Origin of the sequence: Kaistia geumhonensis (genome assembly GCF_030815145.1) — a bacterium.
In the GTDB taxonomy this organism is placed as follows: domain Bacteria; phylum Pseudomonadota; class Alphaproteobacteria; order Rhizobiales; family Kaistiaceae; genus Kaistia; species Kaistia geumhonensis.
The window spans coordinates 525,140-547,996 of the sequence record NZ_JAUSWJ010000001.1 but is presented as its reverse complement, the minus strand read 5'-3'; the positions used below and the strand labels follow the sequence as shown (position 1 = coordinate 547,996).

The following is a 22,857-nucleotide window of genomic DNA, read 5'->3' as shown; positions in this document are numbered from 1 at the left end:
CGTCGCGCGACGAATGCAAGGCCGCGGCGCTAGCGCCTCAGCGCGCGGCAGCGGGCTCGGTGGCCTGACGCAGGGCGTCGATGAAGGTCTCCTCCGCCTGCGCGCCGGACAGGGCGAGTCGGCGATCGAAGACGAAGAACGGGACGCCGCCGATCCCCATCTGGGCCATGCCGGCCGCGGCCTCGCGCACGCGGGCGAGGGCGGGCGTATCGATCGCGGCCAGCGCTTCGTCCTTCGTGAAGCCGAAGCGAGCGCCGACCTCGGCCAGCACCTCCGGATCGGCGATGTTGCGATGCTCCATGAAATGCGTCTCGAACAAGGCCCGCGCCAGCGCATGCTGCGTGCCCTTCGCCTCGGCTGCGGCGATGAGCGCATGCGCGCGGTCGGTCGGGCGCTGGCGCGGCTGCCTGGAAAGATCGAGCGCAATGCCGCTCTTCTTCGCCTCCGCCTCGACGCGCGCGAACATCGCCCCGATATCGCCACCATATTTCGCCTTGAGGCGCTCGGCGACGTCCACGCCGTCCTCGGGCAGATCGGGATCGAGGAAATAGGGATGGTGCCGGATCTCGGCCTCGATTCCGCTTTCCTGGAGCGCCCTGTCGAGCCGCGTCAGCCCGATGAAGCACCAGGGGCAGACGATGTCGGTGACGAGATCGATGGAAAGCGCAGTCATGGGGGAACGATCCTTCGCGCCGGGCGTCTCCCGGCAGAGCGGGACCATGGCGGTGAACACGATCACTGGCAAGAAGGAACGCCGGTGTTACCGCAGTCCCGATGATTGCACCGAACAGGAATGGTACCCTCGATGCGGACGATCCTCGCCTTTGCCTTCGCCGCGATTTGCGGTGGCGTGCTCGGCGCCATGCTGGGCCTCGGCGCCGCCGTCGCCTTCTAGAAACACGCCAACAGGAGTACCGGCACGGGCGGCTCAGCCCGCCTTGCCGGTGAAGACATAGCCGACGCCGCGCACCGACTTCACGAGAGACGGCTGCGCGGGGTCGGTCTCGATCTTGCGCCTCAGCCGCGCGATCTGCGCGTCGATCGTCCGGTCGAAGGCGTCCAGCGAACGGCCTCGCGTCAATTCCATCAGCATGTCGCGCGAGAAGACGCGACCCGGATGGCGGGCCATGACCGCCAGGATGTCGAACTCGCCCGTGGTGAGCGACACGTCCGCTCCGTCGGGCCTGAGCAGGCGGCGCCGATCGAGATCGAGCTGCCAGCCGTCGAAGCGGATCGTCTTGGCGCCTGCGTCCTCAGCGGTCGCGGCGGGAGCCTTGCGGCGCAGGATCGACTTCGCCCGCGCCAGCACCTCGCGCAGATGGAACGGCTTGGCGATGTAATCGTCGGCGCCGACTTCGAGCCCGACGATCCGGTCGACGACGTCGTCGCGCCCGGTGAGCATGATGATCGGCACGTCCGACTCGGCCCGCAACTCGCGGGCGAGATCGAGGCCGTTCTCGCCGCCCAGCATCAGGTCGAGCATCACGAGGTCGACAGGCGTCCGCGCCATCGTCTCGCGCATCGCCTTGCCGCCGTCGACCGTGGTCACGCGGTAGCCCTCGTCTTCGAAATAGCGGGCAAGCATCTGGCGGATCCGGGCATCGTCGTCGACGACCAGCAGATGCTCCTGTCGCCGGGCAGGATCAGCCATGGAGAAACGACTCGCGGAACGTCATGAAATCGGAGGTTGTCACACACTGTTACAAACGCGCACCAAACGTAGCACGGCTATCGTTCCCGCGTCACCGACCCCGCCTCAGATGGCGTTCAAGCGAACACCACCGCAGCGAGGAACTCCCCATGTACAGCGAACAGATGATCGCCCCGGCCAGGCACGAACCTCGGCTTCCGGTCACCGGCGCGGGCGAGGGGCTCGCCGGCCTCTTCCGCCGCCAGCCCTGCGAGCGATTCGAGCCCGGCGCGGCCGTGTTCTGGGAAGGCGATGCCGCGGCGCATCTCTTCCAGATCGCCGAGGGCGTCCTGCGCGTCTACAAGATCATCGGAGACGGCCGCCGGGTCATCACCGGCTTCCTCTATCCCGGCGATCTGGTCGGCCTGTCGCTCCGCGAGCGCTACCTCTACACCGCCGAGGCCGTGACCAAGGTGCGCATCCGTCGCCTCGCCCGGAGCCGTTTCGACGAGGAGGTCAACGCGTCGCCGACGCTGCGGCCCGAGCTCTTCGCGCGGCTCTCCGACGAGATGGCGGCGGCGCAGGACCAGATGGTGCTTCTGGCGCGCAAGAGCGCCGAGGAGCGCGTCGCGAGCTTCCTGCTGGTCCTCGCCCGGCGCCTGTCCGGCGATGCACCCGTGCAGCCGGTGGTCGAACTGCCCATGACCCGCCTCGACATGGCGGACTATCTCGGCCTCACCATCGAGACGGTTTCGCGCATCATGACGCGCCTCACGGGCCGCGGCGTCATCGCCGCCTGCGGTCGCCACGCGATCGTCGTACGGCAGCTCTCCAAGCTTGAGTTTCTGGCCGGCGAAGGCGACGATGGCGATCACGACCCGATCGGCGTCGCCTACACCCGTCAGGCGGTGTGGCCCAACTAACGGGTTCCACGAGAGGCCCGATCGTGAGCGACACGACCGTAACCGTGCCGGCCACCGGCACCAGTCTGGATGACATCGCCGCCCTTTTGGACGGCGCCAGCATCGTCGTGAGGTCGGCCGGCAACGGCAGGATCACGCATTGGACGCGTGGCGCCGAGGCGCTCTATGGCTGGCCGCGCGACGAGGCCATCGGCCGTGTCGAGGCGGAGCTGCTCGGGACCGAACCCGGCGAAGGTCGGGAGGCCGTCGATGCGATGGTCGCCGGAACGGGCAACTGGGAAGGCGAGGTCCAGCAGCGCCACCGCGACGGCCGCCTGCTCTGCGTCCGGCGCCGGCTCATCGCCCTGCCCGAGGACGGGCTGCTCTCGATCAACCACGATATCAGTGACCTGAAGCGCGCGCAGTCCGATCTCGCGGCGCGCGAGGCGCATCTGCGCTCGATTCTGGAGACGGTCCCCGAGGCCATGGTCGTCATCGACCAGGAGGGCAAGATCGCGTCCTTCAGCCCGGCGGCCGAGAAGCTGTTCGGCTATACGACCGACCAGGTGCGCGGACGCAATGTCAGCATGCTCATGCCGCCGCCGGATCGCGACAATCACGATCTCTATCTCTCGCGCTACCTCGCGACCGGCCGCCGCCACATCATCGGCTATGGCCGCATCGTGACCGGCCTCAAGAAGGACGGCACGCGCTTTCCGATGGAACTCGCGGTCGGCGAGACGGTGACGCGCGGCCAGCGGATCTTCACAGGCTTCATCCGCGACCTGACCAGCCGTCACAAGATGGAGGAGGAGCTGCGCCAGGCGCAGAAGATGGAGGCGATCGGCCAGTTGACCGGCGGCATCGCGCACGATTTCAACAATCTCCTCACCGTGATCTCCGGCAATCTGGAGATGGTCGAGCGCCGCGTTCCCGAGGGTCCGGCGCGCGAACTCATCCAGGCGGCGCAGGAAGCGGCCGACGACGGCGCCCGCCTCACCGGCCAGTTGCTCGCCTTCGGCCGTCGGCAGCCGCTGCATGCCCAGCTCGCCGATGTCGGCCAGCTCGTGGCGCATTTCTCCGATCTCCTGCGCCGCGCGGTCGGCGAGACAATCGAGCTGCGCACCGTCGTCACCGGCTCGTCCAACCACGCGATGATCGACGCGTCGCAGTTGCAGAACGCGCTCCTCAACCTCGCTCTCAACGCCCGCGATGCCATGCCGCGCGGCGGCCGGCTCACCGTCGAGGTGACGCATGCCGATATCAGCCCGGCCGAGTCGGGCGTCCGGCCGGACATGCGGCCCGGCGACTATGTGCTCATCTCCGTCTCCGACACCGGCGCGGGCATGACCCCCGAGGTTCGCCAGCGCGCCTTCGAACCCTTCTTCACGACGAAATCGGCCGGCGCGGGGACGGGGCTCGGCCTCAGCATGGTCTATGGTTTCGTGACGCAGTCGGGCGGTCACATCCGGCTCGACAGCGAGCCGGGCCATGGCACGATCGTGCGGATCTATCTTCCCTCGGCGCAGAAGCCGGCCGAGAGCCATCCGGCCGGGCCGTCGGTCCGGCCCGAGCCTGCGCTTCCCGGCGGAACCGAGACCATTCTCGTGGTCGAGGACGAGCCGCGCGTGCGCCGCGTCGCCGTGGCGCGGCTGCGTGAACTCGGCTATCGCGTCATCGAAGCCGCCGATCCCAACGAGGCCCTCGCCATCGTCGGCGAGACGCCGGATATCGACCTCATGTTCAGCGACGTCGTGATGCCGGGCGGCATGGATGGCGACACGTTGGCCGCGCGGGTCCGGACGCTCAGGCCCGCGATCAAGGTGCTGCTCACGTCCGGTTATGCCGAGCCGAGCATCGCCGAGAGGGGCCGGTCGGCCACGGGGACTTGGCTGCGAAAGCCCTACACGACCGAGGCGCTGGCGCGCCGCCTGCGCGCGCTGCTCGATCCGCGCTGAGGGGGCCGCGGGGCATCGGCAGCTGGGGCCGGCGACGAGTTGGCCGTGGCGAAATTCTACGGGCGGCTTATGATGCGCGCCTCGCCAAAGCGACGGCCGCTTCGCCCGCAACCGGGACACGGCCTCGCGTCCGCGCCAAAGAACAAGGGCCCGAGCGCCCAGCATGCAAGGAGAAGCGGCCATGCGCGCCGAGACCATCATGACCTCGCCTGTGATCAGCGTCGGTCCGCAGACGACGATCGACGACGCGGCGAAGCTGATGCTTTCGCACAAGATCAGCGGCCTGCCGGTCGTGGAGGGCGACGGAAGGCTGGTCGGCATCGTCAGCGAGGGCGACTTCCTCCGTCGCGGCGAGCTCGGCACCGGCCGCAAGCGTGCGCGCTGGCTGGAGTTCCTCCTCTCGCCCGGTCAGGCCGCCTCCGATTACGTGCAGGCCCATGCGACCCGCGTCGGCGAAGTGATGACCCATGACGTGGAGACGGTGACGGGCGACGTGGCGCTCGAGGCGATCGTCGACATTATGACCCGCCGCCGCGTCAAGCGAGTCCCCGTGGTCGATGCCGGCGGCAGGCTCGTCGGCATCGTGAGCCGCTCGGATCTCATGAAGGCGCTCGTGAAGGCGAGAGCCGAGGCCGCCGCCGCGCCGGACGACGACGTCTCGATTCGCGCCGCCCTCACGAAGGAGTTCGGACGGCAGTCCTGGAGCGGCAACGGCCTCATCCGCGTCCATGTCGCCGATGGCGAGGTCGACCTGACGGGCACCATTTTCGACGAGCGCGAGCGTGCGGCGGCGCGCGTCGTCTGCGAGAACGTGCCGGGCGTCAAGAAGGTCGTCGACAACCTCGTCTGCGTCGAGCCGATCTCGGGCCTCGTGATCATGCCGCCGAAAGACGGCCAGGACTGATCTAGTCCTCCCGCATCGCGACGGCGGGGTGCATCACCCCGTTGGCGCCGCGGATCGGCTCTTCGGGATAGACCCCGCTCAGCACCTCGTCGAAATGGTGGCGCACGGCCGACTGGCACGCGCATGAGAGCTCGGCCATCGCCGTCGGATCGTTCACGGTCAGCCGGCCGCGCCGCGTCTCGACGAGATTGCGCTGCTTCAACGTCTGGATGACGCGGCTGACATAGCTCCGGCCGACGCCGAGCATTCCGGCGAGGTGATCCTGCGTGAGGGGCAGCGACGCATCGCCGGTCCTCTCCATGGCCGAGACCAGCCATTTCGCGGTGCGCTGCTCGATCGAATGCGCGGCGTTGCAGGCGACCGACTGGAACACCTGAGCCATCAGACAGTCGGCATAGCGCGCGAAGACGTTGCGGATCGCCGCCGACTTCAGCTTGGCCTGATCGAGCGCCTCGATCTCCATGGAAAGGAGCGGGCCGCCGAACTGCACCTCGGCGCGCGAATAGGCCGGCAGACGACCCTGGCTGACGATGCCGGCGAGCGCACCCTCTCGCCCGACCAGCGCCGTCTCGACCGCCCGTCCGTCGGCGAGCATGACCCGGAAGGCGAGGAGCGTCGCGTCACAGGGGAAGAAAACGCGCTTCACGTCGTCTCCGGGTTCATAGAGGACGTCGCCGGCCTTCACCTCGCCCTGCGAGAGATGCGGCTCTATGAGCGCGAGATCGGTCGGCCGGAGAACCCGCAGGAGGTTGTTGACGGGCGCATCGGCAAGTCTTTCCGCAAGAGCCATGGTGCTGGGCATTCCTCGTCTGGGATCGGCTGCCGCTCTCAACGCGCGACAATGCGTTCTGTTCACTTGTGGGCAGACTTGTTGCAGAGCTGCAGCTAGAACGGCGCTTCAGCCGGGATTCCTCGCGCTGCGGAGACCGTGCCCCATGAATGACGATAGACCGCCGCCCACTGGGCGACGGGACGATGGGGATCGGCTCCGTCTCGCACTGGACGCCGCCGGAGCCGTCGGGACATTCGTCTTCGATGCCGCGTCGGACCGTCTGGATGGCGATTCCTGCTTCTGGTCGCTGCATGGCGCCGCCAGCCGGACCGTCGTTCGTCGCCTCTCCGATCTGAAGGCCCTGGTCGCCGTCGGCGATCGCGAGCGCCTGGGCGCGGTTCTCCGCGCCGTGGGTGAAGGCTCGCTGCCGCGCCTGCTCGTCGAATATTCCGCGAGCGTCGGCGGCACGGCCTGCGCCCTGCTGCTCCGCGGCGGCCGGCTGGACGATGGCAGGGTCGCGGGCATCGTTCTCGACATCACCGAGCAGCGTGACGTCGAGGCGGCGCTGCGCGAGAGCGAGATGCGCTTCGAGGCGATCGCGAACTCCATCGACCAGATGATCTGGTCCACCACGCCCGACGGCTATCACGACTACTACAATCGCCGTTGGTACGAGTTCACCGGCGTGCCCGAGGGGACGACCGATGGCGAGGGCTGGAACGGCATGTTCCATCCCGACGACCAGGAGCGCGCCTGGGAGCGCTGGCGCGAGAGCCTCGCGACCGGCGAGCCCTATCACATCGAATACCGGCTCCGGCATCGCTCCGGCAGCTATCGCTGGGTGATCGGGCGGGCGCAGTGCGTGCGCGACGAGGCCGGGCGGATCGTGCGCTGGTACGGCACCTGCACCGATATCCAGGACCTGAAGGAGGCGGAGGCGCAGCGCGAACTGATCGCCCGCGAACTGTCGCACCGCATCCGCAACATCTTCGCCGTGGTTTCCAGCCTCGTGATGCTGCCGACCCGCGCACAGCCGGAGTCGCGGCCGTTCGCCCTTTCGGTCCAGGCGCGGATCCAGGCGCTGGCGGCCGCGCATGACTATGTACGGCCGCACAGCCCGGCCTCGGCGACGCCCGGGCCGCAGACCGTCCAGGGGCTGCTGTCGCGTCTCGTCGAGCCCTATAACGCCGCCGATCGTTCGCGCATCGTCGTCGACGGCGACGATCGCGAGATCGGACTCCAGGCGGCGACCGCGCTCGCGCTCATCGTGCACGAACTCGCCACAAACGCGGTGAAATACGGTGCTCTCGCCACCGATGGCGGCATCGTCGGCGTCGCCTCGGCCGCGACGGACGACCGCTTTGTGCTCGTCTGGCGGGAAACCGGGGGCCCGCGTGTCGCCGGTCCGCCGACGCGCAGCGGCTTCGGCACGAGCCTTTCCGAACGCGTGGTGCAGATGCAGCTCAACGCCACGTTCAGCCGTGAATGGCTGCCTACCGGGCTCGTCGTTACCATCGACATGCCGGCGGCGCGACTGGCGAGCTGAAGTGTCGTTCAGGGACGGCTGAGCCGCCGTCCCGTCACGGCCCGGTCGCGTCCTGTGGCGATCGCTTCGGCCATTGCCGTGGCCGAGGCGGCGCTGTCGCCTTTCTCGATGGCGGAGACGAGCGCCTGGCAATGCCCCGTGAGCGCCGTGCGCGCGGCGCGGCGCGCCGCCTCGTCGGGCCCGGCGATCGCCGTCAGGGCCAGTGTCAGTTCGACGAGGCCGATCGACGAGCGAAGCAGCGGGTTGCCGGACGCCTCGACGCCGATCCGGTGCACCTCGAGTTCGGCCAGCGCGTGCGACTCGGCGTCGTCCTCGGCGAGTTCCATCTGGTGGACCCAGTATTTGAGCAGGCGGATCTGCTCGGCATTGCGGCGGCGCGAGGCGAGGTCGGCGGCGCGTGCCTGAAGCGCGGCGCGGATATCGAAGAGGCCCGAGACGAAGTCCGCGTCGAGCTCGGCTTCGAAATGCCAGGCGAGGACCTGCTGGTCGAAGAAGTTCCACCGGCTGCGCTGCGAGACGCGGGTGCCCACCTTCGGCCTTGCCTCGACCATGCCCTTGGCTTCCAGCGTGCGCAGCGCCTCGCGCAGCACGGTACGCGACACGCCGAAATTCGCCATCATCTCGGCGTCGCTCGGCAGGATCGAGCCGACCGGATAGCGGCCGGCGACGATCGAGGCGCCGATCTCGTTGATGACGAAGGTGTGGAAATTGCGCGCCGCCGGTTTGCCCGAAAGCGAGCGCAGGAGGCTGCCCGGCTCGCTCATTCAGGACTGGCGTTCTTGCAGGATCGACCTTCGACCGGCGCGGCGCATGAAAGGCCGAGGCCGGGCATTGGCCCGGCCGTGACACGCTTCGATCCGGCTGCACGCGACGTCATGGGACGGACCTCAGGCCTTCTCCGCCACCCTGTCGCCGCGGGCCGACGCGGCAAAGACGAGCCTCTGAAGGACGATGAACAGGAACAGCAGGAAGCCGATCACGATCTTGGTCCACCAGCTCGACAGCGTCCCGTCGAAGATGATGTAGGTCTGCACGAGCCCGAGCAGCATCACGCCGACAAAGGTCCCGAAGACGAAGCCGTAACCGCCCGTAAGCAAGGTTCCCCCGATCACAACCGCTCCGATAGCGTCGAGCTCGACGCCGACCGCCGCCAGCGGATAGCCCGCAGACGTATAGAGCGAGAAGACGATTCCCGCGAGGCAGGCGAGCACGCTCGACAGCGTGTAGATTTCTACCGTCGTGCGCGCGACCGGGACGCCCATCAGCGAGGCCGAGGTCGCATTGCCGCCGAGCGCATAGACATAGGATCCGAACTTCGTCCGGTGCGCGACGATGGCGCCGATGACGAAGACTGCCACCATCAGCAGGCCGACGAAGCTGAGCCGACCGCCGCCGGGCAGCCGCCAGTAGAGCGACGACACGGCGGAATAGAACGGATGGTCGATCGGCACCGAATCCTGCGTGATCACCGACGCGCCGCCGCGGGCGAGGAACATGCCCGCCAGCGTGACGATGAAGGGCGGCACTTCGAGATAGTGGATGACGAGCCCCATGGCCGCGCCGAAGGCCGCAGCGACCACGAAGGCGGCGGCGAAGGCGGCGAGGGGGTGCCAGCCGAGCCAGGTGATGAGCACCGCGACGAGCACGCCGGTGAAGCCGATCACCGCGCCGACGGAGAGATCGATTCCGCCCGAGATGATGACGAAGGTCATGCCGACGGCGGCGATGCCGAGAAAGGCGTTGTCGGTCAGGAAATTGCCGAGGACGCGGGTCGAGAGCAGGCCCGGGAACTGGAATACGGCCGCGGCATAGGCGATCAGGAAGATGATGACCGTCGCGAGCAGGGGGCGGAGGCTGCGGTTCATGATGCCCCCTTGCGGCGGTTGCGGCCGAACCATGTCAGCAGGCGGCCGGCGAATGGCGACTGGATCATCAGGATCAGCGTGATCATGCCCGCCTTCACGACGAGGTTGAATTCGGGCGGATAGCCGGAGACGAGAATGCCGGTGTTCATCGCCTGGATGATGAGCGCGCCGACCACCGACATGACGATCGAGAACCGTCCGCCGAGCAGCGACGTGCCGCCTATTACGGCCGCGAGGATGGCGTCGAGCTCCAGCCAGAGGCCGGCATTGTTGGCATCGGCGCCGCGGATGTCGCCGGCGACGATGATGCCGGCGATCGCCGCGCAGAGGCCGCTGACGGCATAGACCGTGACCAGCAGCAGGCGGCTGCGGATGCCGGCGAGCGTCGCCGCCGAGCGATTGACGCCGACCGCCTCGATGAACAGGCCGATGGCCGTCTTCCGCACCGCCAGCGTGACGAGGATCATCAGCGCGAGCGCGATGACCACGGGCATCGGCAGTCCGAGGAACGAGCCGGTGCCGATGAAGACCAGCGTCGGATCGGAGAAGGTGACGATCGAGCCCTCGGTGATGAGCTGCGCGATGCCGCGCCCGGCGACCATGAGCACCAGCGTCGCGATGATCGGCTGGATGTCGAGCAACGCCACGAGGGCGCCGTTCCAGAGGCCGCAGGCGAGGCCCACCGCGAGCGCGCCGAGCACGGCGACCCAGCCCGGCTGCCCGCTCATCACCAGCGTCGCGGCGACCGCGCCCGCCATCGCCATCACCGCGCCGACCGAGAGGTCGACGCCCTTGGTCGCGATCACGGCGGTCATGCCGATCGCGAGGATGGCGACCGGCGCGCCGCGGTTGAGCACGTCGATCAGGCTGCCGAACAGCCGCCCGTCCTGCCACTCGATCTTGAAGAAGCCGGGGAAGAGGATCCAGTTGAGCAGCAGCACGCCGACAAGGGCGATCGTCTGCGTGTTGACGAGCCGGGCGAGCGGAATGCGCGTCATGCCGTCACCTCGGCCTGGATTTCGGAATGCTCGCCATGCGTCGCGATCGCCTGGACGATGACGGCCGGGTTGATGTCCTCGCCCTTCAGCTCGGCCACCATCTCGCGGTCGCGCATGACGACGATGCGCGAGGAATAGGCGACCACCTCGTCGATCTCGGACGAGATGACGACGAGCGCCATGCCGTCGTCGCGCAGCCGGTTGATGGTGCGGACGATCTCGGCATGCGCGCCGACATCGATGCCGCGCGTCGGCTCGTCGAGGATGAGGAAGGCCGGGTCGGTGGCGAGCCACCGGGCGAGGATGACCTTCTGCTGGTTGCCGCCCGAAAGCAGCTTGACCGGCATGTCGAGCGAGGCGGCGCGGATGTCCATCGCCTCGCCAAACTGGCCGGCGAGGTCGATCTGCTCGTCGCGGTTCAGCGCGCGGAACCAGCCGAGCTTGCCCTGCAGGGCGATGACGATGTTCTCGCGCACCGACAGGTCGCCCAGGATGCCGTCGGCCTTGCGATCCTCCGGGCAGAAGCCGAAGCCGTGGCCGATCGCATCGGTGGCGCTGCGCACGGAGATCTCCTTGCCGGAAAGCGTGACGGTCCCTTCGTCGGCCGGATCGATGCCGAACATCATGCGCGCCATCTCGGTGCGGCCCGAGCCGAGGAGGCCGGCGACACCGATGACCTCGCCCTTGTGGATGGCGAGCGAGAACGGCCGGACGCTGCGCTTGCGGCCATAGCCCTTGAAATCGAGCAGCAGCTCGGTCGGAGCCCGTTCCGCCTCGAGGCTGGTCGAGCCGGAAAAGGCGATGTCCTTGCCGAGCATCTTGCGCACGAGATCGGTCCGCGTCAGTTCGCTCAGCCGGCGCGTGTCGACGAGACGGCCGTTGCGCAGGATGGTGACGCGGTCGGCGAGTGCGAAGACCTGGTCGAGGAAATGCGTGATGAAGACGATGGCGAGGCCGTCGCGCTTCAGGCTGGCGATGACCTCGAACAGGCGCTGCACCTCGTCTCGGTCGAGGCTCGCCGTGGGCTCGTCGAGGATGAGAACCTTGCCGGAGAGCTGCACGGCGCGTGCGATGGCGACGATCTGCTGGACGGCGACCGAATGCGCGCCGAGTTCGCTCGAAGGGTCGATGTCGAGCCCGTAGCGCTTCAGCAGGACCCGCGCCTCGCGATCCATCCGCCGGCGGTCGACGAGGCCGAAGCGGGTCGGCTGGTGGCCCAGGAAGAGATTCTCCGCGACCGAGCGGTTCGGCAGGAGATTCACCTCCTGATAGACGGTGCCGATGCCGTAGGTCTGCGCCTGCAGCGGACTCGTCAGATGGACTTCCTCGCCATCGACGAAGATGGTGCCGCCGTCCGGCTGATAGGCGCCGGTGAGGATCTTGATGAGGGTCGACTTGCCGGCGCCGTTCTCTCCCAGCAGAGCATGCACCTCGCCGGGCAGCAGGCCGAAATCGACGCTGTCGAGCGCCTTGTGCGTGCCGAAGATCTTCGAGACCTGGCGCGCTTCCATGCGATAGCCGGTCGCGCGATCGGCGGCGATTTGCTCGCGATAGACGTTGTCTTGCACGTCGCTCCCCCGGGTCGAGCGGGCCTTGCAGCGGAGCGGCCCCGCCCCCAAGGGAGCGGAGCCGCGCGCATGTCAGGATCTATCAGTAGCCCAGACCCTTGCGCCGTTCATACTCCCCCTTCGGGTCGTCGGCGGCGGTGTAGAGCTTCGACTCGGTGATGATGAACTTCGGCGGGACGGTGCCGTCCTTCTTGAACGCTGCGAGGGCGTCGAAGGCCGGGCCGGCCATGTTCGGCGTCAGCTCGACGGTGGCATTGGCCTCGCCGGCGGCGATCGCCGTGAAGATGTCCGGCACGGCGTCGATCGACACGACGAGGATGTCGGTGCCCGGCTTCAGGCCGGCGTCCTTGATCGCCTGGATGGCGCCGACGGCCATGTCGTCGTTGTGGGCATAGAGGGCGCAGATGCCCTTGCCGCCGTTCTCCGCCTTCAGGAAGCCTTCCATCACTTCCTTGCCCTTCGAGCGCGTGAAGTCGCCCGTCTGGCTGCGGATGATGGTGATGTTCTTCGAGCCGGCGATCGCTTCCTCGAAGCCTTTCTTGCGGTTGATGGCCGGGGTGGAGCCGACGGTGCCCTGCAGCTCGACGACCTTGCAGTCCTTGTCCTTGACGGTATCGACCAGCCACTGGCCGGCGACGCGGCCTTCCTTGACCTGATCCGAGGCGACGGAGGTCAGGTAGAGGTCCTCGGGGCCGTCGATGCCGCGATCGAGCAGCACGACCGGGATATTGGCTTCCTTGGCCTCGTTCAGCACGTCGTCCCAGCCGGTCGCGACGACCGGCGCGACGAGGATGGCGTCGACGCCTTGGGCGATGAAGCCGCGGATCGCCTTGATCTGGTTTTCCTGCTTCTGCTGCGCGTCGGCGAATTTCAGGTTGATGCCGCGGCTCTCGGCCTGGCTCTTCGTCACCGAGGTCTCGGCCGCGCGCCAGCCCGATTCCGATCCGATCTGCGAGAAGCCGACCGTCATGCCGTCAGCGGCCATGGCCGCCGAAGACAAAGCTGTGGCGAGGCCCGCCGCGAGGGCGAGTTTCTTCAGGATGCTCACGATGTTCCTCCCTTGGCCGCGGCGTTTTCCTCCCGCGCGGCATGAGAGTCGATACCATTAGTACTATTATATGTAAATAGTGACCCGGCTTGCGGCCGAGAACCCGTCTGGACTTCGCGCGATCCCCCTGCGAAGACTGGGGAATCGTCGCGTCCCGGCCGCTTCTTGCGAGGCTAGGCGACGCGATCCCTGCCGGGGAATGAACGGGGCGCCGGGGAGCCGCTCCGGCGCGTCCGGACCGGCTGGAAGGACGGGGAGGGGCGAGGTCTCGTGAGCATGATCCATGGTGTGGCGCGGCTTGGCCGTCGCCGGGTGCGGCCCCTCGTCATGGGCGTCGCGATGGTCGTGGCGATGACCGCCGGCGCCGCGATGATCGCGGGGAAGGGCACGGCGTCGGAAACGGCTGTCGCCGACGCTGCGGCGCCCGGGTCGCCCGAGGCCATCGCCAGCCGCCTCTCGGCGATGCTGCAATCGGCCCGTGCGGTCATCTCGAAGCATCAGGCCGAGATCAACGACCCCGCGATCGGCGACAAGAATCTCGGCGCCGATGTCGTGATTGCGGAGGCGACGGAGAACTACAAGGCGAAGACCGGCGAGGACCCCGCGAGCTATCCGCCCGACTCGCGCCAGGGCCGGCTGATCCGCGCCCAGATCGACGCGATCCGCGACGTGATGGACAAGGCGCAGGACGAGATCAACAAGGAAGGCGTCGCCTTCAAGGGCTTCATTCCCGCCACCTTCGCACGCCTCGTCAACGAATCCTTCGCCGAAAGGGTGAAGGGCGACGCCCATATCAAGGTCACGGCCCCGCCCGAACTGGTACGCAACCGCAAGGCGCGGCCGGACGACTGGGAGAAGCAGGTGATCGCGGGCAAGTTCCGCGATCCGTCCTGGTCGCGCGGCGCGCCCTTCGCGGAGGTCGTCGCTGCGGACGGTGGCGGCACGGCGTTCCGCATGGCGGTTCCGGAATATTACGCCGCCTCCTGTCTTTCCTGCCATGGCAGCCCCAAAGGCTCGATCGACATCACCGGCTATCCGCGCGAGGGGGCGGCCGAAGGCGACCTTTCGAGCGTCATCAGCATCACCCTCGCCCAACCGTGAGCCGCGCCGTGTTCACCCGCCTGATCCGCGCGCTCCGCCAGACCTCCATCACCACCCGCGCGATCGTTCTGGCGATCGTGCTCCTGCTGCCGATGGCGGCGACCAGCGCCTATGTCTTCTGGACCGTCCAGCGCGCGTCCGGCACGCTCGACGACGCGCGGCGCATCGCGACGGTCTCGGAGATCGTCAGCGCGGTGCACATGGATTTCCACGAGCTACTCTACTGGCGCGCCGATCTCGCCGTGAGCCTCCTGACGCTCTCGGAGCAGCGCGGCAACGAGGCGAGGGCCCGTCTCGACGCCGAGCTGGAGCGGCTGAAGCCCTTCCTGCCCGACGAGGCCGCGAAGATCGCCGCGGCCGTCGAAACCTTCGACGCGACGGCGATGAAGGCGGTCGACGCCTATACCGACGACCAGCGCGTGGTCGGCAACTCGCTCTTCGCCGAGGCGCGCAGCGAGGGCGAGGCGGCGGAAACCCTGCTCGTCGCCCTGGAGCCGCAGCTTCGGGCGCAGGCTGACGCGGCGCGGGTCGAGGTCCTCTCGGAATTCACCGGCGGCGCCTACGTCTCGCTGGCGATCACCGCCATCGCCGTCGTGCTCGGCGCCCTGTTCACCTTCGTCGTGCTCGCCTCGATGTTGCCGCAGCTTCGCCAGCTGGTGGCGGCGATCGGCGAGATCACGCGCGGCAATTCCGACGTCATGCTGCCCGAACCCTCGCGCGACGAACTCGGCCGCATGCGCGATGCCGTCGCCCTCCTGGCCGTCAGCATCCGCGAGCGCGACACCTTCGCGGAGGAGGCGCGCCAGCGGCGGCAGATGATGCTGGACGCCATCGAGAGCATCAACCAGGGCTTCGCGCTCTACGACGCCGAAGACCGCCTGCAGATCACCAATTCGCAATACCGCGCCATGAGCGGCTCGGTCTCGCGTGTCCTCCAGCCGGGCGTCTCCTTTGTCGATATCATGCGCGCGGCAGCCGAGCGGCGCGGTCTCGACGACGAGGCGGCGGAGGCCTGGATCAACGATCGTCTCGCCCGGCGCGCCAGCCTGGCGGTGACGGTCGAGCGCTTTCCAGACGGACGCTGGGTCCAGATCCAGGAGCGGCGCACCGGCGCCGGCGGCATCGTCGCCGTCTATTCCGACGTCACCGAAATGCGCGAGCGGCAGCGCGAGCTCGAGCTCGCCAAGGAAGCGGCCGATCACGCGACGCAAGTGAAGTCCGAATTCCTCGCCAATATGAGCCACGAGCTCCGCACGCCGCTCAACGCGATCATCGGCTACAGCCAGCTTCTGATGCAGGACGCCGAGGACATGGGCCAGACCGACGCGGTGGCCGATCTCAAGAAGATCGAGGGGGCGGGGCAGCACCTCCTGCGCATCATCAACGACATCCTCGATCTCTCCAAGATCGAGGCCGGACGCATGGAGGTCTTCCTCGAGCCCGTCGACATCGCCGCGCTGTCGCGCGATGTGGAGACGCTCGTGAAGCCGCTCGCCGCGAAGAACCGCAACAGCTTCGTTCTTGATGTCGAAGAGGGCATCGGGTCGGTCAGGAGCGACCACACCAAGCTGAAGCAGATCGTCCTCAACCTGCTCAGCAACGCGACCAAATTCACGAAGGACGGCACCGTGACGATGAGCGTGCGTCGCACCGGACGCCGGCTCGCCATCTCCGTGCGCGACACCGGCATCGGCATGACCGAGGCGCAGCTCGGCCGCTTGTTCCAGGCCTTCTCGCAGGCCGACAGCTCGACGACCCGCCGTTTCGGCGGCACCGGGCTCGGTCTCGCCATCAGCCGCAGTTTCGCCCGCACCCTCGGCGGCGATCTGACCGTCACCAGCAAGGAAGGCGAGGGCTCCTGCTTCGATCTCGTCATCCTCGACGGCGGCCAGGAGGCCGCGGCCGAAGAGGACGGCGCATCGCCGGTCGAGACCGCAGAGGCGGCAGAGGCGCTGCCGGGCAGCGCCGAGGGCGGCCGCGTGCTCGTCGTCGATGACGACCCGCATACCCGTCACATCATCGGCGCCCATCTCGTGCGCGAGGGCTATCAGCCGATCTATGCCGGTTCCGGAGCGGAGGCGCTGGAACTCGCCCGCAAGCATCGGCCGGACGCGATCACGCTCGACATCATGATGCCGCAGGTCGACGGCTGGGCCGTGCTCGTGGCGCTCAAGGACGATCCGGATCTGGCGGCGATTCCCGTCGTCATCGTCTCCATCACCGACGACCGCAGCCTCGCCTTCACGCTCGGCGCCGCGGCGATGCTGACCAAGCCGCTCAACCGCGCCGAACTGTTGCAGACTCTGGAGCGCCACATGCCCGAGCGGACGGTGGCGGAGGGCCAGACAATGCTGATCGTCGAGGATGACGGCCCGACGCGCGAACTCATGGCGCGTGTCGGCGACAAGCTCGGCATGGCCTCGGCAACGGCGACCAACGGGCGCGAGGCGCTCGACTGGCTCGCGGCGAACGGGTCGCCGGACGCGATCCTGCTCGATCTCAACATGCCCGAGATGGACGGCTTCGAGTTCCTCGAGCGCATCCGCGAGAGCGAGGCCTGGCGGGGCATTCCGGTGATCGTCGTGACCGCACGCGAGCTGACGGCCGTTGAACGGGCCTCGCTCAAGGAGAATACGCAAGGCATCATCGCCAAGGGGCAGGCGGCGAGCGTCGAGCTCAGCCGCGCGATCCGCGCGGTCACGTTGCCGGCGGGCGAGGGAGAGGGACGGGTCTGATGGCGCTTATCCTGCTCGTCGAGGACAACGAGCTGAACCGCGACATGCTCTCGCGCCGGCTGAAACGCGCCGGACACGATGTCGTCCTCGCCGTCGACGGACAGGAGGCGGTCACGAAGGCGCTCGGCGACAAGCCCGACATCGTGCTCATGGATCTGAGCCTGCCCGTCTTCGACGGATGGGAGGCGACGCGCCGGATCCGGGCCGGAATGACCGGCGAACGGCTGCCCATCATCGCGCTCACCGCCCATGCCATGGTCGGCGAGCGCGAGCGAGCGCTCGAGGCGGGCTGCGACGATTTCGATACCAAGCCGGTCGATTTCGAGCGGCTGTCGGGCAAGATCGCCGCCTTGCTGGCGCGCCCCGCCTGAGCCGAGGCGCACTCAGGCGTGGCGGATGTGCCGCGTCAGGCGAAGCTCGATGCGGTCCCACACCCGGCGGATGATCTCGACCAGCACGAGATAGAGCACGGCCGCCCAGAGATAGACCTGGAAGTCGAAGGTCCGCGAATAGGCGAGGCGGGTCACGCCCATCAGGTCGAACACCGTGACGATGGCGGCGACTGACGAGCCCTTGATCATCAGGATGATCTCGTTGCCGAGCGGGCGCAGCGCCAGCAGCATCGCCTGCGGCGCCACGACCATGCGGAAGATCGAGCGTGGCGTGAGTCCGAGCGACATCGCCGCCTCGCTCTGTCCGCGTGGCACGGCGAGAATGGCGCCGCGATAGATCTCGGCCTGATAGGCGGCGGTGTTCAGCGTGAAGGTGAGCACGCAGCAGAAGAACGCGTCCTTGAACAGCCACCAGAGGCCGACCGCCTGCAATTCGGGGCGGAACTGGCCGGCGCCGTAATAGACCAGGAAGGTCTGCGCCAGCAGCGGCGTGCCGCGCACCGCATAGACATAGGCGAAGGCGAGCCGGCTGATCAGCTTGTTCCGGCTCATCCGCCCGAGCGCGAGCGGCACGGCGAGAAGCGCGCCCAGGGTGATCGAGATCACGACCAGCTCCAGCGTGACCAGGAGGCCCGCCAGCATCCGCGGCCCGTATTCCTGCAGCACCTCGAAGTTCATGCCGTCCGCCCATGGCCGCGGCCGAGCCGGCGCTCGATCGCCGTGATGCCGATCGACGAGATCATCGACATGACGAGGTAGAGCAGGCAGGCGATGCCGAAAAAGAAGAAGGGCTGCTTGGTGACGCGCACCGCGATGCCGGTGACGCGCAGGAGATCGTCGATCGCGATCACCGAGACCAGCGAGGTATCCTTGAGCAGGATGAGCCAGAGATTGGCGAGGCCGGGGAGGGCGAGGCGCGCGAGTTGCGGCAGGATCACCAGCCGCATCGTCGCGAGCGGCCGGAGGCCGAGCGAGCGCGACGCCTCCCATTGCCCGCGCGAGATGCCGCGGAAGGCGCCGAGGAACACTTCGGAGGAATAGGCCGAGAAGACGACGCCGAGCGCGATCATCCCCGAGACGAAGCCGCTCACCTCGATGTTGCTGCCGGGCGAGACGAGCTCGACGATCCTCTGCAGCAGGATCTGGCCGCCGAAATAGACGATGAAGATCGTGAGCAACTCGGGCAGGCCGCGGAAGACCGTCGTGTAGACGTTGCCGACGAAGCGGAGCGCGGCGATCTCGCTGCGCTTCGCGAGGGCGACGAGAAGGCCGAGCACGAGGCCGAACGGAAGCGTGGCGACCGCGAGGCGGATGGTGAGCCAGGTCCCTGCGGCCAGCTCGTCGCCCCAGCCGTCGGGTCCGAAGCTCAGGAGTTCGATGAGGTCCACGCGGTGATGCCCCCTTCGTGCCGCCTTTTCCGCCGCGCGCCATCGGACGCGCGGCGGGATGAAGGCGGCGCGGCGCGCCTCAGTCGATCCAGATGGAGAACGGGAAATACTTCGCGTTCAGCTTGTCGTAGGTGCCGTCGGCCTTGATCTCGAGGATCGCCTTCGAGATCGCGTCGCGCAGATCGGCATCGTCCTTGCGGACCGCCGCGCCGACGCCGCCGCCGAGCGGGATGTCCTTGCCGACCACTTCGCAGCAGCTGCCATCCGTCGTCTTCAGCCAGTCCATGCCGACGACCTTGTCGACGAAGAGCGCATCGATGCGGCCGGAGGCGAGGTCGAGATATACCTCGTCCTGCGTCGGGTAGAGCTTCAGGTCGAAGCCGGGATAATCCTGCTCGAGATAGCCGGACTGGATGGTCGAGGACTGGGCGCCCAGCGTCTTGCCCTTCAGCGCGTCGGCCGAGACGTCGGTGATGCCCGAGCCCTTGGCGGCGATGAAGGCGGACGGCGTGTTGTAATAGGGCCGCGAGAAGTCGACGACCTTCTTGCGCTCGTCGGTGATCGACATCGACGCGAAGATGGCGTCGAACTTGCCGGCCTGCAGCGCGGGGATGATGCCGTCCCAGTCCTGCGCGACGAAGGTGCACTCTGCCTTGAGCTTGTCGCAGACGGCCTTGGCGATGTCGATGTCGAAGCCCTGCAGCTGCTTGTCGGAATCGAAGAAGTTGAAGGGCGGGTAGGCGCCCTCGGTGCCGATCCGGATCTTGGACCAGTCCTTCGCCTCGGCCTGGGCGGCGATGGCGAGGAAGGCGGCGGCTGCGAGGGCCAGTTTCTTCAGCATCATGAACCTCGAATTCGTTCCCTGCGGTCCGATCGAACCGAACCTGTTTGCTAGCATCGCCCGCGCGGATTGCCCACACGGCGCTTCGCGGGCGCACAGCGACTGTCGCTGCTCAGCCCTTGGGCGTGCTTTGATTAGCATCACAGAGCCGCATCGCCCGCAAGCCATGCCTCGGCCCGGGCGAGATCATCCGGTGTATTGGCGTTGAAGAACGGGTCCGGCCCGATGGCGGGCAACGGCCAGGTCGCGACGGCGAAACCGGTGGCGGCGAGGAAGGCGCGCACGCCGTGGCTCTTTGCCGTCAGCCGCCAGTCCGCGAGGCGATCGGCCATTTGCACAGGCCAGAGCGCGAAGACCGGATGATCCCGATCGCCGGATGCGGCGATCGCGACCGTGCCGGAGGCGCTGGCCGCCTCGCGAAGCCGCGCGACGAGGTCGGACGGGATGAACGGGCCGTCGACGGGGACCGTGACGAGATGGCGCGGCGCCTGTGGATGATCCGTTGCCCAGCGCAATCCGGCGAGCACGCCGCCGAGCGGCCCGGTATCCGGGCTGTCGTCCGCGACGATCGGCAGGCGGAAGCGACCGAAGCGTTCGGGCTCCACATTGGCGTTGATCGCGAGCGGTCCGACCTGCCGCGAGAGCCGGTCCACCGCATGCGCGACCAGCGGCCGGCCACCCAGCGTCACGAACGCCTTGTCGCTGCCCATGCGGCGCGAGGTGCCGCCCGCCAGGATGATCCCCGCGATGGTTTCGTCCGTCATCTCGCCCAGCGCCGGTTCAGCAACATGAAGGCTCCGCCTGCCACGAGCCCCCAGAATGCGGCACCGACGCCGAAGAAGGAAAGACCCGATGCGGCCGTGACGAAGGTCACCATCGCCGCATCGCGGTCGGCGGCATGCGCCGTGGCGCCGGCGAGCGCCGCGCCGAACGCGCCGAAAAGCGCAAGGCCGGTCGCCGCCTGGATCAGGACGGGCGGCGCGATGGTGATGAGCGCCGCCGCCGTGGTCGCGCCGAGGCCGAGGACGAGATAGGTGGCGCCCGCCGAGACCGATGCGATCCAGCGCCGGCCGGGATGGGGATGCGCCTCCGGCCCGGCGCAGAGCGCCGCCGTGATCGCCGCGAGATTCAGCGTGTGGCCGCAGAAGAAGGCGGTGACGACCGAACCGAGGCCCGAGACGACGAAGATGCGGCTGACCGGCGGTTCGTAGCCGTTCAGCTTCATGACGGCGATGCCGGGCAGATTCTGCGCCGCCATGGTCACGATGAACAGCGGAACGGCGAGGGAGATCATCGCCGTTGCCCTGAACTCCGGCCAGACGAAGGCGATGTCGGGCATGAAATGCGCGGTCGAAAGGCCGTCGGTGGGTGCATGCAGGGCGATCATGACGATCGCGGTCGCCACGGCCGCCGGCACCGCCCAGATGCGCTTCAGCCGCCCCACGATCGCCCAGACCAGCACCACCGGGATCGCCAGCGACGGCTCGTCCGCCACCGCGCGCGCCGGGGCGAGGCAGAGGCCGAGCAGGATGCCGGCGAGCATGGCGCTCGCGAGCACGGGCGGGATCGACGACACCAGCTTGCCGAATGGCTTGACGAGCCCGGCGGCGACGATGAGGAGCCCCGCGCCGATGAATGCGCCGACCGCGACCGGAAAGCCGCCGTCGAGCATGCCCGTCGCGGCGAAGAGCACGGAGCCCGGCGTCGACCAGGCGATCGAGATCGGCATCTTGTGGTGCCAGCTCATCCACATGGCGAGCACGCCCTGCACGAGGCAGATGGCGAGGAGGCCGGATGCCGCCTGCGCCGGCGTCGCGCCGACGGCGATGAAGCCCTGCAGGATGACGGTGAACACGCCGGCGAAGCCGACAAAGGCCGCGATGATGCCGGCGAGGATCGGTTGCAGGTCGCTCGACCGCGCGAGTCCGGCGCGCGAATCATCCGGATCGGAAGGGTGGACGCTCTCGGACGGCATGGATGTCATGATCGGATGCGGACGCTGCGGGGAGGGCGCTTCGCCCAGGTGGGGGCGGGGCCATTGTGTTGGACTGCTGCGATTGTTAGATTGGATCCAATCGACATTCAAGGGGCGCGCGGTGGCGCGACAGGCGGCGTGACGTCACTCAGCGATGTGATCGAGGCGGGCGGGCGCCGTTACCGGACGGCGACCGAATATGTCGAGGCGACGCTGAAGCAGGCGATCCTTACTGGCGCGCTGCCGCCGGGAACGCCATTGCGCCAGGAAGATCTCGCCGGCCGTTTCGACGTCAGCCGCATGCCGATCCGCGAGGCATTGCGCCAGCTGGAAGCGCAGGGCCTCGTCGATTTCGAGCCGCATCGCGGCGCCATCGTCGTCGAGATTTCGCTCGGCGATGCGCTCGACAACTTCGCCATCCGCGGCGGGCTGGAGGCGCAGGCGCTGCGTTACTCTCTGCCGAACCTCGCCCCGGCCGATCTCGACCGGGCGGAAGAGGTGATCGCGGAGATCGACCGCGAGGACGATGTCTCCCGCATGGGCGAGCTCAATCGCCGTTTCCACATGACGCTCTACGCCGCCGCCGGCCTGCCGCGCCTCCTCGCGCTCACCGAGCAGCACCTCGTCGCCGCCGATCGCTATCTGCGCTTCCATCTCGCCACGGACGGCGACATGGGCCAGGTCGACCACCGCGCAATGATCGCCGCCTGCCGCGCCGGCGACGAGACCGCCGCGCTTGCTGCGCTCGACCGCCACCTGTCGACGGCGCGGGATGGGCTCGCCGGCTTCTTCGAGCAGCGGTCCGGCTGATTTCCGGTGCGCGCCGGGCGGGGGGCGCCTCGTGCCCGCGGTTCGCGGGAACCTCTCGCTCACTAGTCTCATTGTCGCCTCAAGAGGCCAGGCGGCCTCGCCTCAGGAGGGTGACATCATGATGAAGTTCGCGATCGTTCTTTCGTCCGTTGCCGCGCTGACGGCAGCGTCCATGACGCCGGCGCTCGCCGTGTCGTCGAGTTCCGCCCGGCAGGCCTGTATCAATGCGGCCGCGACGCAGCACAACGCGCTCAAGGGCAACGTCCAGGTCCGCAAGGTGAAGGCCGGCAAGTCCGGGGCGCAGGTCAACCTCGTCGTGAACGACGTCGAGGTGAACTGCATGGTCAATTCGGCCGGCAAGGTGCGCTACATCAACTGAGCGCCGCAAGTAGCTGGATATACGAGATATAATGAAAAACGGGCG

Annotated in this window: 22 protein-coding genes; 9 read left to right on the top strand and 13 right to left on the bottom strand. The window is 68.1% G+C overall.

Annotated features, from left to right (window positions below):
- Positions 1-37: 37 nt before the first annotated feature.
- Positions 38-673 (bottom strand): DsbA family oxidoreductase, encoded by a 636-nt coding sequence (locus QO015_RS02590; protein WP_266281662.1) that lies wholly within the window; start codon positions 671-673, stop codon positions 38-40.
- 255 nt (positions 674-928) lie between these two features.
- Positions 929-1,651, bottom strand: a complete 723-nt coding sequence (locus tag QO015_RS02585) for a response regulator (protein WP_266281663.1) — start codon at positions 1,649-1,651, stop codon at positions 929-931.
- Between the two features lie 149 nt (positions 1,652-1,800).
- Here QO015_RS02585 and QO015_RS02580 point away from each other — a divergent pair, with 149 nt between their 5' ends.
- The 3 genes from QO015_RS02580 (at position 1,801) to QO015_RS02570 (ending at position 5,394) form a co-directional block, all read left to right on the top strand.
- A complete protein-coding gene (locus QO015_RS02580) occupies positions 1,801-2,553 on the top strand; it encodes a Crp/Fnr family transcriptional regulator (RefSeq protein ID WP_266281664.1) in 753 nt (250 codons plus the stop codon).
- 23 nt (positions 2,554-2,576) lie between these two features.
- On the top strand, positions 2,577-4,490 hold the full coding sequence (locus QO015_RS02575; RefSeq protein WP_266281665.1) for a hybrid sensor histidine kinase/response regulator: 1,914 nt from the start codon (positions 2,577-2,579) through the stop codon (positions 4,488-4,490).
- Between the two features lie 181 nt (positions 4,491-4,671).
- Positions 4,672-5,394, top strand: coding sequence for a CBS domain-containing protein (locus tag QO015_RS02570; protein ID WP_266281666.1), 723 nt, complete (start codon positions 4,672-4,674; stop codon positions 5,392-5,394).
- 1 nt (position 5,395) lies between these two features.
- Here QO015_RS02570 and QO015_RS02565 read toward each other — a convergent pair whose 3' ends face one another.
- A complete protein-coding gene (locus QO015_RS02565; RefSeq protein ID WP_266281667.1) occupies positions 5,396-6,184 on the bottom strand; it encodes a Crp/Fnr family transcriptional regulator in 789 nt (262 codons plus the stop codon).
- 145 nt (positions 6,185-6,329) lie between these two features.
- Between QO015_RS02565 and QO015_RS02560 the strand changes: the two genes are divergently transcribed.
- Positions 6,330-7,712: a sensor histidine kinase gene (locus QO015_RS02560; protein ID WP_266281668.1), complete on the top strand. Its 1,383-nt coding sequence runs from the start codon at positions 6,330-6,332 to the stop codon at positions 7,710-7,712.
- An 8-nt stretch (positions 7,713-7,720) separates the two neighbouring features.
- On the opposite strand, the gene QO015_RS02555 is transcribed toward QO015_RS02560, so the two are convergent.
- The 5 genes from QO015_RS02555 to ytfQ all read right to left on the bottom strand — a co-directional run bounded on the left by QO015_RS02555 (position 7,721) and on the right by ytfQ (position 13,191).
- Positions 7,721-8,476, bottom strand: a complete 756-nt coding sequence (locus tag QO015_RS02555; RefSeq protein WP_266281669.1) for a FadR/GntR family transcriptional regulator — start codon at positions 8,474-8,476, stop codon at positions 7,721-7,723.
- A 123-nt stretch (positions 8,477-8,599) separates the two neighbouring features.
- Positions 8,600-9,577, bottom strand: a complete 978-nt coding sequence (gene yjfF, locus QO015_RS02550; protein ID WP_266281670.1) for a galactofuranose ABC transporter, permease protein YjfF — start codon at positions 9,575-9,577, stop codon at positions 8,600-8,602.
- Complete coding sequence (locus QO015_RS02545) at positions 9,574-10,575, bottom strand: ABC transporter permease (protein WP_266281671.1); 1,002 nt, start codon at positions 10,573-10,575, stop codon at positions 9,574-9,576. Before QO015_RS02545 ends, yjfF begins: the two co-directional genes overlap by 4 nt.
- Positions 10,572-12,086: a sugar ABC transporter ATP-binding protein gene (locus tag QO015_RS02540; RefSeq protein WP_266282503.1), complete on the bottom strand. Its 1,515-nt coding sequence runs from the start codon at positions 12,084-12,086 to the stop codon at positions 10,572-10,574. The genes QO015_RS02545 and QO015_RS02540 overlap by 4 nt, the downstream gene beginning before the upstream one ends.
- 139 nt (positions 12,087-12,225) lie before the next feature.
- Positions 12,226-13,191 carry a galactofuranose ABC transporter, galactofuranose-binding protein YtfQ gene (gene ytfQ / locus QO015_RS02535; RefSeq protein WP_307288356.1) on the bottom strand — a complete coding sequence of 322 codons (966 nt, stop codon included), beginning with the start codon at positions 13,189-13,191 and terminating at the stop codon, positions 12,226-12,228.
- 276 nt (positions 13,192-13,467) lie between these two features.
- Between ytfQ and QO015_RS02530 the strand changes: the two genes are divergently transcribed.
- From QO015_RS02530 to QO015_RS02520, 3 genes are read left to right on the top strand one after another with little or no spacing between them, the layout of a single operon-like run.
- On the top strand, positions 13,468-14,292 hold the full coding sequence (locus QO015_RS02530; protein WP_266282506.1) for a Tll0287-like domain-containing protein: 825 nt from the start codon (positions 13,468-13,470) through the stop codon (positions 14,290-14,292).
- A gap of 8 nt (positions 14,293-14,300) precedes the next feature.
- Positions 14,301-17,027 carry a hybrid sensor histidine kinase/response regulator gene (locus tag QO015_RS02525; RefSeq protein ID WP_266281673.1) on the top strand — a complete coding sequence of 909 codons (2,727 nt, stop codon included), beginning with the start codon at positions 14,301-14,303 and terminating at the stop codon, positions 17,025-17,027.
- Complete coding sequence (locus QO015_RS02520) at positions 17,027-17,398, top strand: response regulator (RefSeq protein WP_266281674.1); 372 nt, start codon at positions 17,027-17,029, stop codon at positions 17,396-17,398. Before QO015_RS02525 ends, QO015_RS02520 begins: the two co-directional genes overlap by 1 nt.
- 12 nt (positions 17,399-17,410) lie before the next feature.
- Here the strand turns inward: QO015_RS02520 and QO015_RS02515 are convergent, their stop codons facing one another.
- The 5 genes from QO015_RS02515 to QO015_RS02495 form a co-directional block, all read right to left on the bottom strand.
- A complete protein-coding gene (locus QO015_RS02515; RefSeq protein ID WP_266281675.1) occupies positions 17,411-18,097 on the bottom strand; it encodes an ABC transporter permease in 687 nt (228 codons plus the stop codon).
- Positions 18,094-18,807, bottom strand: coding sequence for an ABC transporter permease (locus tag QO015_RS02510; RefSeq protein WP_266281676.1), 714 nt, complete (start codon positions 18,805-18,807; stop codon positions 18,094-18,096). Before QO015_RS02510 ends, QO015_RS02515 begins: the two co-directional genes overlap by 4 nt.
- 79 nt (positions 18,808-18,886) lie before the next feature.
- Entirely contained in the window at positions 18,887-19,651 is a 765-nt protein-coding gene (locus QO015_RS02505; protein WP_266281678.1) for an ABC transporter substrate-binding protein, read from the bottom strand.
- A gap of 137 nt (positions 19,652-19,788) precedes the next feature.
- Complete coding sequence (gene mobA, locus QO015_RS02500; protein ID WP_266281680.1) at positions 19,789-20,412, bottom strand: molybdenum cofactor guanylyltransferase MobA; 624 nt, start codon at positions 20,410-20,412, stop codon at positions 19,789-19,791.
- A complete protein-coding gene (locus tag QO015_RS02495; protein WP_266281682.1) occupies positions 20,409-21,632 on the bottom strand; it encodes a benzoate/H(+) symporter BenE family transporter in 1,224 nt (407 codons plus the stop codon). Before QO015_RS02495 ends, mobA begins: the two co-directional genes overlap by 4 nt.
- Positions 21,633-21,761: 129 nt before the next feature.
- On the opposite strand from QO015_RS02495, the gene QO015_RS02490 reads away from it, so the two are divergent.
- Together QO015_RS02490 and QO015_RS02485 are read left to right on the top strand one after the other, a co-directional pair.
- Complete coding sequence (locus QO015_RS02490; RefSeq protein ID WP_266281684.1) at positions 21,762-22,433, top strand: GntR family transcriptional regulator; 672 nt, start codon at positions 21,762-21,764, stop codon at positions 22,431-22,433.
- Between the two features lie 118 nt (positions 22,434-22,551).
- Positions 22,552-22,812, top strand: coding sequence for a hypothetical protein (locus tag QO015_RS02485; RefSeq protein WP_266281686.1), 261 nt, complete (start codon positions 22,552-22,554; stop codon positions 22,810-22,812).
- The last annotated feature ends 45 nt before the right edge of the window (positions 22,813-22,857 follow it).

What these genes read in the sequence shown, in the direction of transcription:
- QO015_RS02590 (WP_266281662.1), bottom strand. Translation starts at nt 673, where the DNA reads ATGACTGCGCTTTCCATCGATCTCGTCACCGACATCGTCTGCCCCTGG.
- QO015_RS02585 (WP_266281663.1), bottom strand. Translation starts at nt 1,651, where the DNA reads ATGGCTGATCCTGCCCGGCGACAGGAGCATCTGCTGGTCGTCGACGAC.
- QO015_RS02580 (WP_266281664.1), top strand. Translation starts at nt 1,801, where the DNA reads ATGTACAGCGAACAGATGATCGCCCCGGCCAGGCACGAACCTCGGCTT.
- QO015_RS02570 (WP_266281666.1), top strand. Translation starts at nt 4,672, where the DNA reads ATGCGCGCCGAGACCATCATGACCTCGCCTGTGATCAGCGTCGGTCCG.
- QO015_RS02565 (WP_266281667.1), bottom strand. Translation starts at nt 6,184, where the DNA reads ATGGCTCTTGCGGAAAGACTTGCCGATGCGCCCGTCAACAACCTCCTG.
- QO015_RS02560 (WP_266281668.1), top strand. Translation starts at nt 6,330, where the DNA reads ATGAATGACGATAGACCGCCGCCCACTGGGCGACGGGACGATGGGGAT.
- QO015_RS02555 (WP_266281669.1), bottom strand. Translation starts at nt 8,476, where the DNA reads ATGAGCGAGCCGGGCAGCCTCCTGCGCTCGCTTTCGGGCAAACCGGCG.
- yjfF (WP_266281670.1), bottom strand. Translation starts at nt 9,577, where the DNA reads ATGAACCGCAGCCTCCGCCCCCTGCTCGCGACGGTCATCATCTTCCTG.
- QO015_RS02545 (WP_266281671.1), bottom strand. Translation starts at nt 10,575, where the DNA reads ATGACGCGCATTCCGCTCGCCCGGCTCGTCAACACGCAGACGATCGCC.
- QO015_RS02540 (WP_266282503.1), bottom strand. Translation starts at nt 12,086, where the DNA reads ATGGAAGCGCGCCAGGTCTCGAAGATCTTCGGCACGCACAAGGCGCTC.
- QO015_RS02530 (WP_266282506.1), top strand. Translation starts at nt 13,468, where the DNA reads ATGATCCATGGTGTGGCGCGGCTTGGCCGTCGCCGGGTGCGGCCCCTC.
- QO015_RS02520 (WP_266281674.1), top strand. Translation starts at nt 17,027, where the DNA reads ATGGCGCTTATCCTGCTCGTCGAGGACAACGAGCTGAACCGCGACATG.
- QO015_RS02515 (WP_266281675.1), bottom strand. Translation starts at nt 18,097, where the DNA reads ATGAACTTCGAGGTGCTGCAGGAATACGGGCCGCGGATGCTGGCGGGC.
- QO015_RS02505 (WP_266281678.1), bottom strand. Translation starts at nt 19,651, where the DNA reads ATGATGCTGAAGAAACTGGCCCTCGCAGCCGCCGCCTTCCTCGCCATC.
- mobA (WP_266281680.1), bottom strand. Translation starts at nt 20,412, where the DNA reads ATGACGGACGAAACCATCGCGGGGATCATCCTGGCGGGCGGCACCTCG.
- QO015_RS02495 (WP_266281682.1), bottom strand. Translation starts at nt 21,632, where the DNA reads ATGACATCCATGCCGTCCGAGAGCGTCCACCCTTCCGATCCGGATGAT.
- QO015_RS02485 (WP_266281686.1), top strand. Translation starts at nt 22,552, where the DNA reads ATGATGAAGTTCGCGATCGTTCTTTCGTCCGTTGCCGCGCTGACGGCA.